Annotated in this window: 11 protein-coding genes; 5 read left to right on the forward strand and 6 right to left on the reverse strand. The window is 62.8% G+C overall.

What is annotated here, in order from left to right; all coding sequences use genetic code 11:
• Position 1 precedes the first annotated feature (1 nt).
• Together GK109_RS00725 and GK109_RS00730 are read left to right on the forward strand one after the other, a co-directional pair.
• The gene (locus GK109_RS00725; protein ID WP_157238325.1) at positions 2-955 is read left to right on the forward strand and encodes an NAD(P)-dependent oxidoreductase; all 954 of its coding nucleotides are present in this window, start codon (positions 2-4) and stop codon (positions 953-955) included.
• Between the two features lie 1,659 nt (positions 956-2,614).
• Positions 2,615-3,808 carry a tyrosine-type recombinase/integrase gene (locus tag GK109_RS00730; RefSeq protein ID WP_157238326.1) on the forward strand — a complete coding sequence of 398 codons (1,194 nt, stop codon included), beginning with the start codon at positions 2,615-2,617 and terminating at the stop codon, positions 3,806-3,808.
• A 38-nt stretch (positions 3,809-3,846) separates the two neighbouring features.
• Here the strand turns inward: GK109_RS00730 and GK109_RS21855 are convergent, their stop codons facing one another.
• A complete protein-coding gene (locus GK109_RS21855; RefSeq protein WP_197432373.1) occupies positions 3,847-4,026 on the reverse strand; it encodes a hypothetical protein in 180 nt (59 codons plus the stop codon).
• Between the two features lie 423 nt (positions 4,027-4,449).
• Here GK109_RS21855 and GK109_RS00735 point away from each other — a divergent pair, with 423 nt between their 5' ends.
• Together GK109_RS00735 and GK109_RS00740 are read left to right on the forward strand one after the other, a co-directional pair.
• Positions 4,450-6,516, forward strand: coding sequence for a tyrosine-type recombinase/integrase (locus GK109_RS00735; protein ID WP_197432374.1), 2,067 nt, complete (start codon positions 4,450-4,452; stop codon positions 6,514-6,516).
• Positions 6,513-7,100 carry a hypothetical protein gene (locus GK109_RS00740; protein WP_157238328.1) on the forward strand — a complete coding sequence of 196 codons (588 nt, stop codon included), beginning with the start codon at positions 6,513-6,515 and terminating at the stop codon, positions 7,098-7,100. The genes GK109_RS00735 and GK109_RS00740 overlap by 4 nt, the downstream gene beginning before the upstream one ends.
• A gap of 178 nt (positions 7,101-7,278) precedes the next feature.
• On the opposite strand, the gene GK109_RS00745 is transcribed toward GK109_RS00740, so the two are convergent.
• From GK109_RS00745 to GK109_RS00765, 5 genes are all read right to left on the reverse strand, one after another.
• Entirely contained in the window at positions 7,279-7,977 is a 699-nt protein-coding gene (locus GK109_RS00745; protein ID WP_157238329.1) for a GPP34 family phosphoprotein, read from the reverse strand.
• Between the two features lie 219 nt (positions 7,978-8,196).
• Entirely contained in the window at positions 8,197-8,535 is a 339-nt protein-coding gene (locus tag GK109_RS00750) for a hypothetical protein (RefSeq protein WP_157238330.1), read from the reverse strand.
• A gap of 65 nt (positions 8,536-8,600) precedes the next feature.
• Positions 8,601-9,233, reverse strand: a complete 633-nt coding sequence (locus GK109_RS00755; RefSeq protein ID WP_157238331.1) for a lactate utilization protein C — start codon at positions 9,231-9,233, stop codon at positions 8,601-8,603.
• A complete protein-coding gene (locus GK109_RS00760) occupies positions 9,230-10,756 on the reverse strand; it encodes a LutB/LldF family L-lactate oxidation iron-sulfur protein (RefSeq protein WP_157238332.1) in 1,527 nt (508 codons plus the stop codon). Before GK109_RS00760 ends, GK109_RS00755 begins: the two co-directional genes overlap by 4 nt.
• Positions 10,753-11,556: a (Fe-S)-binding protein gene (locus tag GK109_RS00765; protein WP_157238333.1), complete on the reverse strand. Its 804-nt coding sequence runs from the start codon at positions 11,554-11,556 to the stop codon at positions 10,753-10,755. The genes GK109_RS00760 and GK109_RS00765 overlap by 4 nt, the downstream gene beginning before the upstream one ends.
• 185 nt (positions 11,557-11,741) lie before the next feature.
• On the opposite strand from GK109_RS00765, the gene GK109_RS00770 reads away from it, so the two are divergent.
• Complete coding sequence (locus tag GK109_RS00770; RefSeq protein WP_254753039.1) at positions 11,742-13,481, forward strand: L-lactate permease; 1,740 nt, start codon at positions 11,742-11,744, stop codon at positions 13,479-13,481.
• The last annotated feature ends 14 nt before the right edge of the window (positions 13,482-13,495 follow it).

Raw genomic sequence — 13,495 nt, forward strand, 5'->3', positions numbered from 1 at the left:
GATGAAGGTTCTACTTCCGTCAACAGTCAGTTCAGAGTCGTTCACAGGTGGGGCGGGGGACGACTTCATCGTCTATGACGTACATGCCCCAATACCGGAAGAACACAGGGATGCCGAAGTTCTGGTTGCGTGGCAGAACCCTCCGGCACAACTGGCCGCCGCAGCCCAACACCTGACGCGCCTGCGCCTCGTGCAGGCCCTCGCCTCGGGGACGGACGCCGTTACCGCCGCTGGTTTTCCTGAATCGGTACAGGTATGTTCGGGCCGCTCGCTTCACGACGGGCCGGTGGCCGAGCATACCCTTGCGCTCTTGCTTGCCTGCGTCCGGAGACTCGACCGGCTCTACCTCGCACAGCAGTCCAGGACGTGGGACAACGAATACCTACATGACCAGGCGAGCCCGGACAGCGCCGGCGACTACACACTCAATGGCGCACGCGTCCTCGTCTGGGGATTTGGCTCCATTGCCGCGAAGCTGGCTCCCCTGCTCACATCCTTGGGCGCAAAGGTCACGGGTGTGGCAAGCACGGCGGGTAACCGCGCAGGCTATCCCGTGGTGACAGAAGATACTGCCCGAGAAATGCTGGCAAGTACAAACGTGCTCATTTCCCTTGTGCCCGCTACCGCGCGAACCGACAAGCTGTTCAACAACAGTGTGTTCGCCGCCATGCCGCCAGGCTCCGTTTTCATCAACACAGGACGTGGTTCAACGGTCGACGAAGCAGATCTTATATCCGCCATCGAAAAGAACCACCTGAGGGTTGCGGCCATCGACGTCGCCCAAAGCGAACCACTGCCGTCCACTTCACCACTGTGGAGAACAGAAAACCTCATCATCACACCGCACGTTTCGGGAAACAGGCCACAAGGAGCGGCAGCGTTGATCGGGAGGAACCTAAAAGCACTTCACGCCGGCAGCATGCTGGAAAATCTCACCTCAAAAAGTGTCGCCTGAGTACGCGTACCTGCAGCGCCCTTCCATAGTTTTGGGGCGGTCCCCTCGCAAAAGGACGGGAGCAGGCGGGCTGGCCCAAGATCCAACCCCTGGCCTACTGGCACCCCCGCATATCAATGTTGGGCGTATTCGCCTCCAGGAGGGATCGTCGCTGGGCAATGAAGGGCGTGCCACCAGTCTGCTTGTCTTTGACGACTACGAGCCACGTCCTTCTGGACGTGGCGTACTTTGTTCCTGCGTTGGAGAGCTAAGACAGATCCGTCCAAGCAATCCTGCCACCGCACAACGCCGGGGCAAGTCACTGGTTCCTGTGAACTTACCGCTGCATACCGCCTCGTCTCCCGGCATGGACGCCTGCCCTACGTTGGAGAGCCGGCGGCAGACTTGGCAGAGCCGCCATAAGTGAACACGGCTGGCACGTGGCCGGCGTCAACCCTCCCCGGTAGAGACCCGGGGGCGGGCGCGAGGATTCTGTGCTGCCATGACACATCAGCTATGGAGCGTCATCGTGATCGAGGCAGACCCCGGCAACGACGCACCAGGCTGCGACGGCAGCTTCTTGAGGAGTAGCGGGGCCAGGAAAGACCGATAACCATTGCTACCTTACGGAAGGTTCGGGCTAGTGCTTGTACTGTACGGGTCCGGAAACGGGAGCCCACAATCAGGCCACCGTACGGCTGGCCTACACCCCAACCTGACGCAGTTCGAAGCCCTCGCGCATCAGAGCCTTGCTTCATCCCGTTTCTACTGGAAATCGGAGAAACAGCGCTGAGCCCTATCCGACCTGCGCGGCCCCTGCAGTGCAAGATAACTAAACTCCCGGACGTCTGTCGGGACGCCAATAGTCCGTCCGGCATCTCCTCAAAGTGATGAATCTTGGGGCTTGGCTGTCGTCGCAGCGGCGTCGATCAAGCGACAGCCCCGGCAACGCCATAAAGCAGATGTAAGTGTTGACACTGTCAACACCCTCTTTGGTACGCCAAACGCCCCGGCAGCGCTCCTGGTAACCCTCGCGGACCCACGCACGAAGCTCCTGAAGGAAAAGTCCGCGAGGTCATGTAGCAATCACAATTCCGAACCATGAATAGGTGCTGGCCACCCACGACCAGCCCGACAGAACCGGAATGAGGACCGCATAAACCCAGCCACAGCAGACGGAAGGCCCACCAGCCAGGGACTTGAACCCGCCACGCCACACACCTGAATAAGCCACCGCGGAGGCTAGGCCACAGCCCGCGAACCAACCCGTCAGGGCCTGCGACCACAAGCTTTGTCAACACGCCAAAGCAAAATCGCCCCTGACGAGGGAATCTGTCGTGCCCGAGGTGGGACTCGAACTACATTCCCGCCCTGCAAACACTGGACGCCCGTGGAAACATGCGCAATCCGAAGCAGTTCGAGGGAAGTACGACACAATCTGAAGCTGAAAGTGTGGACAATGTCCACAGCCGTATTTCGACCCTTGGCGGGCACGGTTAGCCGACAACAGCGCAAGCCCGACTACTCACATCGTTGACGACGTAAGTTCTTCCACTTCTGCAGCATCAGCAGGTCCAGGTACTGTTTATCTGCCCTCAAGTGGGGTTCACAGCGATGTAGGTTCTGCATTAGGGTCGTCTCGGAACGCACGGATTATCTACCCTGACGAGGTACGTTCGTATGCCGCAGTCCCTGATTCCGTTTCCGTCGACCACCCACCCGATCGTCCCGATTTCACGGCGCTGGATCGCGTTCAGCGTCATCCACAAGGCTGGAGGCCCGTCCTGGGCAGTAGTGGACTCCTCCACCTACGAGTTGCATTCTGAGGCCAGCGCCTACCTTCACTACCTTCTGGGTTCTGCCCGGTCCGCCAACACCATCCGGGCCTACGCGCAGCGCCTGGCCGCTTTCTTCACCTGGCTCGGTCCGGCGAGGTTGGACTGGACTGACGGTGTTCCTGTCGTTTCCCGGTTCATCCGGGAGCTCGCCGTCACCGCGTTGAACGCCCCGGAGGGAAACGCGGAATATCGTGAGCCGCGCTACCGGAGCGGGAAAACAATGAACCAGTATGCCGCGGCAATAACCCAGTTCTACATGTGGGCCGCGCGCAGTGATCTGGTCAGTGAGAAGACGGCCGCAGGCTTCTACGAAACCAGAATCGCCTACGGCTATTCCGGTGACAGACTCCTGCCGGGCCAGGTGTTGAGGTCCCGGGCAGTTCGCGTCAAGGAAATCGAAGAAGCCCCGAAGTTGCTGAATGAAACCGGTGCGGAGTCGTTGCTGGAGGCGGTCTCCAACCACCGTGACCGTTTCCTGGTGGCACTGATGGTCGAAACGGGCGTCCGGATCGGTGAGGCCTTGGGGCTGCGGACAGAGGATCTGCACCTTTTCCATGACTCGCGTGCCGTCGGTTGTGTGTCCGTTGGGCCACATATCCACGTCCGGCGGCGACAGAATCCCAACGCTGCGCTGTCCAAATCCTCGAACCCACGCACAGTCCCGGTCACTGAAGCGGTCTGCACCCTGTATTACCTGTACCTTGAGGACCGCATCGACCGGTTGGCCCAGGATTCCAACCCGATGGTCTTCGTCAACCTGTATTCCCGGTCCCATGTCGGGGAAGCGTTGAAGTACTCCAACGCCGTGAAGATGTTCTACCGCTCTTCAGGCCGTGCTGGGCTCCGGGTAAACCCGCACATGACACGGCACACCGCGGCGACCCGCTGGAAGAGGGCAGGAGTGCCGACGCGGGACGTTCAGGCACTGCTCGGGCACCGCAGTCCCTCATCCCAGCTCGTGTATGAGCACTCCTCCGACCAGGACCTGCGCGAGGCCATCGAACGTGTCCGGTTCCGTTCGTCGGAGCCCACATGAGCGGCGGACAATCAGTCATCTTCGATGTTTCTCCGGTCCTACCGCGGCCGGAACCAGTCGACCCGGCCGCGGACCTTGCAGGCTTCCAGCACATGCTTGCCCAGGAAATCCGGGACGATTGGCGGCCGGAGGAATGGGACAGCGAGGCCAGGGTCTTCACCGGAGTTCCTGGCCACTTGGGCACGCTCGTCAACCAGTGCAGGTTCCCTGGCTGCCATGGCCCCTCATTTACACGCCGCAGCGGGCTGTGCAACGTCTGCACCGGCCGCTACCTCCGGCACACCAGACGCCTCGGCGCCATGACCGCCGAGGCCTGGGTCGAAAGGGCAGTCCAGCTGCAGGACACCAACTGGGCATCCCGCGTCGTCCCGATCCTGTGTTCGGTGACGAACTGCACAAACCGTAGCAAGGGACTTGGTGTGCCCTTGATGACCCCGACGGAGGGGAACCCCAAACGATGGCACCAGCAAAAAGACCGGCTCCCTCCCCTGTGTCTGGGCCACCAACCACGCCACACAGTCGAAGACATCAAGGAATGGATCGCGTCCCAAGCCGCCAATCCGGTAGCAGCGCCAGAGTATTGCGCAGTTCCGTGGTGCGGCTACAAACGTCACCACGCCAACCAGACGGGCATCTGCAGAATGCACGCCAAGCTGATCCACGACCCGAGTGAGCTTGCGCTGCATCTTGAACGCGAAGCTGTCGTCTCTCTGGAACCTGACGGCTACCGGGAAATCCACGCGCCGCCGGCGAGAACCGACGGGTACGAACTCAACCTGGCCCCTCTACGCCGCCGGCACCCGGGACTGGCCACGGAACTGCTGTGGTCCCTTCAGCATCAGGACCGCATTGGCTTCCCGATCAACATCACCACGACCAAGGCCCTCATCAAGTCGGCGCTGGAATTCCCTCAGGCCACGAAGTCCTTCCTGAACGCCGACACCCACGCACTTGCTGAGGGCAATATGCTGTGTTCCGTAAATGCCTGGTCCATGTTCCGGGTGGTGCGGGCGAGGTTGCTGGAACGCTACGTCCCGTGGTCCACGGACGGTGATCTGCTGCAATCGGACCTCATCCCGTTCGGTCTGCTCATGACCTCTTCAAACAGATCCGGCTCCGCACGATCCATGGCTGCCCTGGATTTCCGCCCGATCCCTCTGGACTGGGCCCGGCACATGACCAAGCTCTGGATCCTGGAGCGGTCCACCACCGAAACCTCCTCGACGACCCTCATCACTCACGTCGCAAGACTATGCACCGACTTCATCGTCCAATGCTCGGCGCGACGCCTTCCCGCGCCGACCAACGCATCCGGACTGACCCGCGAGCATGGCAAGGTGCTCGCACATGCACTGGCCGGCCTGACGCGGCTCGACGGAAAACCCCTGACCAACGCCTACAAACGCTTTCTCGGGTCAACCGTGGCGGGCATGATCGACTACACCCGGAAGAACTCTGACCTGTTCGAACACACCACGCTCTCCTTCTCCCTCGACTACGACCTGCAAATCCCGCTAGAAGACGCCCCAGGGACAGACGCTGACGACGAGACCGGACGGGCAATCCCCGAACCCGTCATCGAGTACCTCTTCAAACAGTTACCCACGGCCCGTGTCGCCAGTCCGACCTCGGCCGCGGTCCCCAATGACGTCTATAAAGCAGCCTTCACCTGCTACATGACCCTGCTGCGCGACGCCGGGAGGCGGCCGAACGAGACGGCAAGCCTCCGAAGGGAATGCCTGAGCTACGACAGGACCGGTCAAGCCACCCTGCTGTGGCACAACGACAAAGGCAGACGCAGGGGCAGGCGCCTCCCCATCTGGGCAGAAACCGCCCACGCCCTGGAGTCGTGGTTCATCATCCGCGACCGCCACATCGAGGCGATGCCTGCCGGGCAGCAGGACTGGCTGTTTCCCACGTTCCGCTCCCGCGCCCGGGACAAACACCTCAAAACGGCCTGGTTCAACCGCCGGCTCCGTGACTGGATCGATAACCGGCTCCCGGACCTGCCCGGCCCGGCAAACGGCCCCGGAACGGGGACTCCTTTCGGCAAAACCTCCGTCTTCGCCTATGCATTCCGCCACTCCTACTGCCAACGGCTGGCCGACGCAGGAGTCGCCCAGGAAACCCTCCGCCGCCTCATGGACCACCGATCCGCGGACACCACAGCCAGGTACTACACGGTGACCAACGCACGAAAACGTAAAGCCATCGAATCCGTCAAAAGACTCTCCTTCGACACCCACGGCACCCACGCCCCCGTCGCTGAAGAGCTCTACTCAATGGCCGCCGTGGCCGTCCCGTTCGGCAACTGCACCGAACCGACCAACATCAAAGCAGGAGGCAAGGCATGCCCCGCCCGCTTCCAATGCGGCGGCTGTACGTTCTTCAGATCGGATCCTTCCCACCTGCCTGACCTCAAGGCGCATCTGGAACGCATGAAAGAAGACCTCGCGTGGCAGATCGCCCAGAACCTGCGCCCCTCGTTAATCACGGACACCAAGAATGAAATAGAAGCGTTCACGGGCCTTATCCAGGCACAGGAATCACGCCTTGCCGACCTGCCTTCCATCGAGCGGGAGTCACTGGCCGAGGCCTCCGCTGTGCTCCGCCGGGTCCGCGCCAGCGTCCCGACCGCCGTCGAGAAGCCCTTCATCCCGGTCGGAAGCCTCAGACTCAGGACCGATAACGGCAAGGAGATCGAGTGAGCAAACATCCGGGCAACGCGGCCGCCATGGTCCGGCAACGAAAGAAGGACAGCAATAACAAACGAGGTGCGGTTCTGGCAACCCTTGAGGCCATGGAACGTACGCGCAGCCCCATCACGGTAGCCGAGGTTGCACGCCTCGCCGGTGTCAGCCCGTGGCTCGTCCGACAGGAACCCCTCCTGGACGAGGTCAGGAAAGCACAGAAACGACATGCCACGGGCTCCGTGACATCCCCGGAAACAACAAAATCAACGACGGGCTCGCTCCAAGTCGAACGTGATCTTCTGCGCCAGGAGAACCAACGGCTCAGGCACGAACTACAGAGGCACCAGCGACGCATCTCCGAACTGCTCGGGGACCAAATCGACGGCACGGACGCCCACTCCCAAAGCCTTCGCGTCCAGGAACTGACAGATCAAAACGCCATCCTCTCCAAACAAACCAGCGAGAGAACCCAAGAGCTTCATCACGCTCAGCAGCAAGTCGCAGCACTCTCATCAGACCTGCAAGCAGCCCACAGCGTTAACCGTTCCCTGATGACCGAACTAAACCGCCCAGAACGAACCCGCCCCGGCCGAACTTAAACTTCAGTCTTACAGCTTCGGTTGCAGCTACCTCTTCTGGTCTGGACTCGGGCCGAGGGAACAAGCTGTCCTGTCGCGCTCCGGCTCCCATTCGTCAGTAACTGGCCGGGCCCACGAAGGCACAGACAAGATATTCCCGGGAGGGAGGGCCTGCCGTTACAAGCTGTAGCACGGTCTCCTAGACGAGCGGTTCAGCAGCCACCCTGAGCTCGCGAAGTTCGTCCTCCACCGCACGGGCCGGCCAGTGGTCATGCGTCAGGTCCTGAATCCGGTTCCGATCGGCTGCCGGGAATAGCTTCTCAAGCAAGCGCGCTGCGTGCAGGAGTGCGATCAGCGCCCGGTTCCTGGGATCTGTTTCCGCGCGGGCAGTTTCTGAAGGCTCCAACTGCTCGGCACGGGAACCGGACGCCGATTCGGCGCGGCCACCGCTCAGCGCCGACTCGATCCTCTTCAGGAGCGCCGCTTCTGGAGTATGGTCCTTCTCCGGGTACCGCACGCTCTTGAACACGCCGAGGTGCTTTTCGCCGACTTGATCCAGGATGCCTCGGGAGGCCATGCTCTCGTAGACGCGCTGCACCTCGGCACGGCCCTCGAGCATGGAGACCCACTTTTTAGGTGGGTGCGGACGGGATTTGTGGCGGATGATCTCCAGTTCGTGCTGGAGGTGTGTTTGTGGCTCTGTACCGGTGGCCCGGACATTCTTGCCCTGCAGTTCGATTGCGCCAAGCAGGTCCAGTTCGGCCAGGATTGCCCCCGCCACCGTGGTCCTGAGTACGTAAGACGGCAGCTCCGGTTCGCCGTCGATATCGTTCGTTGCCAGCAGGAGGAACGCCTGTGGAAGGCTCAGCTCTCCGCCATTAGCTGTTTGAGGATCCATAAGATCATGGTGCTCCCGTCAGGGTTCCGTCACAACCAGTCGCGTTGATTCATAGAAGATGACTGGCTAGACGCGTGTCTGCCGTCCCGGCGCGGGGTGCGGCCACGGCAACGCGGATAGATCCCCTGTCCGTGCTGCCGTGGCTGTTGCCATAACTGCCCTAGTTACGGTCAGGCGGTCATTTCGTGGCGAAGGTATTGGAAAGCCGGAGCAAGGTGTCTACGACGCCTTGTCCGTCACTGCAGTTCTGACGCGGTAGCGGTGCCGTCCATGGCCGGCGTTCCTGCGTGCCCGATGTCCGCTCCCGTCCTGAAGTGCTAGCGATGTCATCCGGTAGGAGCGCTGACCCTCAAGCTTTCTGGGCTCGACCCACACCTCGTGTCCTTCAGCGGCTTCGATCAGAACACGGCCGGTGAGCCCGTCGGCGGCGATCCAGAGCGCCGAGGAATCGGGCATGACATCCTCAACGAGTCCTTCCCGAACGACCGTGCCGTTTTTCCGGACTTCCACGAGGGCGCCGAGAAGGGTGTGCCAGAGGTCATGGCGGTAGAAAGTCATGCGGGTACCTTTCGTTCAACTGCGGAGGGGAACGGAAACTGCGTTGGTGCCTTTCGGCCCGGATCCTACCGGGCGATAATGACGTCGAGCTTGCGGGGGCCGTGGACTCCCTCGACGCGTTCAAGTTCGATGTCGCTGGTGGCACTCGGGCCGCTGATCATGGTCAGGGGCCGAGTGCCGTCGATCCGGCGCAGCGCTTCGGGCAGGATCCCGGTTATATCAGTGGTTTTGACGATGCAGATGTGGTGGTCCGGGACCAGGGTGATCGCGCGGCGGCCCTGGTTGGGGCTGCCGTCCAGGATGATGGTCCCGGTCTCGGCGACGGCGACGGCGCTGCCGGTCACGACGGCGTCGATGCCGTCGAGCTCGGCGACGGACAGCGGCGCTGCGGCCGAGTCCTGGCGGCGCCGGCTGTCGTGTTCGAGTTCGAGTCCTGTGAGCCAGCCGGCGTCGAGCCCTGTGGGCACGACGTAGCTGCCGGCGTCGGCGAGGAGTTCCGCGATCCGCGCCGGGACCTCTGCGTTGTCCACGACCGAGACCTGTGCTTTGTAGTCGATCAGGCGGTCCACCAGCAGCTCGATCAGTGCCTCCTCATCCAGCTGGGATGCCGCCCGGTACTCCCGCGGGATCTCGGGCGCCACGGGGCTGTCTTTCAGGGCGGTGCGGATCCGCTCGAGGATTTCTTCGCGTGCGCTCATGGCTGGTTTTCCTGATCTTGGGACGCGGCGGGGGCAGCGTCTGGCTCTGGTGTCCGGTGTTCCTTTTTCCACCAGTCCCGGAAGGACTGCGAGGGGGGTGCCGGGATGTCGCGGCTTTGGGTCCAGCCGGCGGCGATGCCGGGCAGCTTGGTGATCTTCTTGTCCGGGCCGGCGGCCAGGCGTCCCAGCGGCAGCCCCTTTTCGAGAAGGCCGAGACGTTTTCCTGAGGACAGCGCCCAGGAGGCGGCGTTCATGCCGACATCCATCTGGGTGGGGATCTTCTTCTTGCCGCGTTTGCTGTCCACATCGACGCTGCGCAGGTGCACCAGGATGTCGGGGATGTTGATCTTTACCGGGCAGGCGTCATAGCAGGCCCCGCAGAGTGAGGACGCGTAGGGCAGCGAGTTGTTCTCCTCGGCCTGGATGCCGGTCATCAGCGGTGAGAGAATCGCCCCGATAGGCCCGGGGTAGGTGGAGCCGTAGGCGTGGCCGCCCGTGCGCTCATAAACCGGGCAGACGTTCATGCAGGCGCTGCAGCGGATGCAGTGCAGCGCGGACCGGCCCATTTCATCTGCCAGCGCGGCGCTGCGGCCGTTATCCAAAAGCACCAGGTGCACGTTCTGCGGCCCGTCGCCTCCGGTGACGCCGGTCCAGAGCGAGGTATAGGGGTTCATCCGTTCCCCGGTGGAGGAACGCGGCAGCAGCTGCATGAACACTTCAAGGTCCTGCCAGGTGGGGAGAAGCTTCTCCACGCCCATCACCGTAATCAGTGTCTCGGGCAGTGTCAGACACATCCGGCCGTTACCTTCAGATTCAACAACAGCGAGGGTGCCCGAATCTGCCAGTGCGAAGTTGGCCCCGGAAACGGCGACCTTGGCGGTAAGGAACTTCCGGCGCAGGTGCGCCCTGGCGGCACCGGCGAGGCGGGCCGGTTCGTTGGTCAGATCAGGGTCCACGCCCTCCATTTCGCGCAGGAAAATGTCCCGGACCTGGCTGCGGTTCTTATGGATCGCCGGGACCAGAATGTGGCTGGGCTTGTCATGGTCCAGCTGGACGATCAGCTCGGCGAGGTCGGTCTCGAACGCTGCGATGCCCTGCTCTTCGAGGTACTCGTTCAGGCCGATTTCCTGCGTGGCCATGGACTTGATCTTGACCACTTCAGTTTCACCGGTCTCCCGGATCAGCCCGGCCACGATCTCGTTGGCCTCCGTGGCGTCGCGGGCCCAGTGAATGACGCCGCCGCGGGCCGTGAAGGTCTTCTCGAACTGTTCCAAGAGCTCGGGCAGCCGTGCCATCACAGATTCCTTGATCGCGGAACCGGCATCGCGCAGCTGTTCCCAGTCCGGCAGTTCGGAGACCACAGCGATCCGCTTGTCACGGATGGTGTGGGTGGCGTGGCCGAGGTTGGCCCGGAGCTGGGCGTTCCCGAGTTCGCGGTGGGCGGCCTTCGGGAAGGACTCGGAGGCGTGCAGGTTGCCCGTGCCATAGACAGGTATGGAGGGCATGCCGAGGTAAGTGCTCATCGCGTGGCCTTTCCGGTGGAGATGCGCACTTCGCCGGTGACGGACGCGGGCTCCTCGAGGGTGCTGGCAAGGATTTCGGCCAGGTGCAGGGTGGTGATGTCGCTGCCCTGGCGGGAGAGGCCGCCGCCGATGTGCATGAGGCAGGACGCGTCCCCTCCGGCGCACAGGCTTGCCCCTGTTGCCGTGATATTCGCCGTCTTGTCCTCAAGCATGGCGGAGGAGACGTCGGCGTTCTTCATCGAGAACGTGCCGCCGAAGCCACAGCACTGGTCAGCTTCCGGCAGTTCGGCCATGTCGATCCCTGCGACACTGCCCAGCAACCGCGCCTGCCGGTCCCCGAGCCGGAGCAGGCGCATGCCATGGCAGCTCGGGTGGTAGGTGACGCGGTGCGGGAAGTAGGAACCGAGCTGCGCGCCAGCATCGGTCACGCCGAGAACGTCCACGAGCAGTTCGGAGAGCTCATAGGTTTTGGCACCGACTGCGGTGGCACGTGTTTCCAGATCCTTGTCGCCGCACGAGCGGGCGACCATGGGGTGCTGGTGCTTCACGGAGGCGACGCAGGAACCGGACGGTGCGACGGCGACGTCGTAGTCCTCGGTGTCGAAGGCGGCGACGTGGTTGGCGATCACGGGGACAGCTTCCTTGAGGTAGCCGCTGTTGACGTGCATCTGCCCGCAGCAGGCCTGGCCGGACGGGAACACAACTTCGTGTCCCAGCCGTTCCAGGATTTTCACGGTGGCACGCGCTGTGGCGGGGTACATCGCATCCACGATGCACGTAGCGAACAAAGCGATTCGCATGGCAGCCTTTCGGGCTAAGGGGTTTGTGGTCTGACCATAGTAGATCACGTGACCGACGCCACTGGCAACCGGCGAATCCAAGTGAAGCCGCTCACACTTTCAGGAAAATTTACGCTACACTCTGATGGTCCGACCACAGAGGTCTGACCATATCCCCTGTCACCCCCTCAATGTGGAGGAACTCCGTGGACCAGTTCACACCCAGCACCGACCCGGTGCTCAACAGCGTCATGTGGTCGGCCATCGTCGCCCTGCTGCCGCTACTGACGTTCTTCATCCTGCTCGCCGTCGTCAAGACCAGAGCCCATGTCGCCGGGGCCTTCGCCCTGCTGATGGCCCTGCTCGTTGGCATCGTGGCATTCCAGATGCCAGCCGGCCTTGCACTGCTCTCCGCGACCCAGGGCGGCGTCTTCGGCGCCTTCCCTGTCCTGTGGATCGTCATCATGGCCGTCTGGCTCTACCAGGTCACTGTCCTCAGCGGACGCTTCGAGGACCTCCGCCGCGTCTTCGACGTGATCGGTAAAGGCGACGTCCGGCTCCAGGCTGTCCTGATCGCCTTCTGCTTCGGCGGCCTGCTCGAAGCCCTCGCCGGATTCGGCGCACCTGTCGCGATCACCGCCACCATGCTCCTCGCCCTCGGACTGCCGCCGCTGCGCGCCGCGGCAGCCGTCCTGGTCGCCAACACCGCCCCGGTCGCTTTCGGCGCCATGGCCATCCCCATCACCACCGCCGCGGGACTCACCGGACTCCACGCCACGGACATCGCCTCGATCGTCGGGCGCCAGGCACCGCTGCTGGCCACCATCGTGCCGCTGATCCTGCTCTTCATCCTCGATGGCCGCAAGGGCCTGAAAGACTGCTGGCCCGCCGCACTCGCCGTCGGCTTCGCCTTCGCCATCGCGCAGTTCCTGTGCTCGAACTACTTCTCCTACGAACTCACCGACATCGTCGCATCCCTCGCCGGCCTCGGCGCTGCCGTACTGTTCTTCCGCGTCTGGACCCCGAAGGGCAGCTCCGAAGCACGCGACCGCCTCGGTGTGGCCGCCGCAGCCGTTGAAAAGGAATCCGCCATCACAGGCGGCGGCTCACACCGGGCCACCACCCTCACCAGCACCCCCGACACCGCAGCGGACCGCCTGACCCCGATGCGGACCTGGCTCGCCCTGTTCCCCTACTTCCTGGTCATCGTCGTCTTCGGCATCGCCAAACTCTGGAAACTCGGTGTAAACGTCCCCGCGTTCCTGGCCTCCACCGACATCAAGATCCCGTGGCCGATCCTGCACGACGCACTCGTTGACGCAGCAGGCAAGCCCGTCTCCTCCACCATCTACTCCTTCCAATGGCTCTCCACCCCCGGCACCCTTCTCCTGCTCACCGGCCTGATCGTCGCCGCCGTGTACTCCAAGTACAACGAAAACGGCCGCTACAACATCACCGTCGGCAACGCCGTGAAAGAAATCTGGAACACCATCTACCGGATGCGCTGGGCAGGCCTGACCATCATCACCGTCCTGGCACTGGCCTACGTCATGAACTTCTCCGGACAGACCATTTCCATCGGCACCTGGCTGGCCGGCACCGGAACCTTCTTCGCCTTCCTCTCACCCGTCCTCGGCTGGATCGGCACGGCCGTCACCGGCTCCGACACCTCCGCGAATGCCCTGTTCGCCAAGCTGCAGCAGACCGCCGGCATGAAAGCAGGAATCGATCCGAACCTTCTCGTGGCCGGCAATACCTCCGGTGGTGTTGTGGGCAAGCTGATCAGCCCACAGAACCTCGCCATCGCGGCGTCCGCGGTCAACCTTGAAGGCAAGGAATCGGTGATCCTGCGTAAAGTAGTCGGGTGGAGCGTGGCGCTGCTGCTGGTGCTGTGCACCCTCTCCTACCTCCAGTCCACTCCCATCCTCGGCTGGATGCTGCCTTAGCGTCCAGCCTACTC

The organism is Pseudarthrobacter sp. GA104 (assembly GCF_009741265.1).
GTDB lineage: Bacteria > Actinomycetota > Actinomycetes > Actinomycetales > Micrococcaceae > Arthrobacter.

What these genes read in the sequence shown, in the direction of transcription:
- GK109_RS00760 (WP_157238332.1), bottom strand. Translation starts at nt 10,756, where the DNA reads ATGAGCACTTACCTCGGCATGCCCTCCATACCTGTCTATGGCACGGGC.
- GK109_RS00745 (WP_157238329.1), bottom strand. Translation starts at nt 7,977, where the DNA reads ATGGATCCTCAAACAGCTAATGGCGGAGAGCTGAGCCTTCCACAGGCG.
- GK109_RS00735 (WP_197432374.1), top strand. Translation starts at nt 4,450, where the DNA reads ATGCACGCCAAGCTGATCCACGACCCGAGTGAGCTTGCGCTGCATCTT.
- GK109_RS00725 (WP_157238325.1), top strand. Translation starts at nt 2, where the DNA reads ATGAAGGTTCTACTTCCGTCAACAGTCAGTTCAGAGTCGTTCACAGGT.
- GK109_RS00765 (WP_157238333.1), bottom strand. Translation starts at nt 11,556, where the DNA reads ATGCGAATCGCTTTGTTCGCTACGTGCATCGTGGATGCGATGTACCCC.
- GK109_RS00730 (WP_157238326.1), top strand. Translation starts at nt 2,615, where the DNA reads ATGCCGCAGTCCCTGATTCCGTTTCCGTCGACCACCCACCCGATCGTC.
- GK109_RS00755 (WP_157238331.1), bottom strand. Translation starts at nt 9,233, where the DNA reads ATGAGCGCACGCGAAGAAATCCTCGAGCGGATCCGCACCGCCCTGAAA.
- GK109_RS21855 (WP_197432373.1), bottom strand. Translation starts at nt 4,026, where the DNA reads ATGGCAGCCAGGGAACCTGCACTGGTTGACGAGCGTGCCCAAGTGGCC.
- GK109_RS00750 (WP_157238330.1), bottom strand. Translation starts at nt 8,535, where the DNA reads ATGACTTTCTACCGCCATGACCTCTGGCACACCCTTCTCGGCGCCCTC.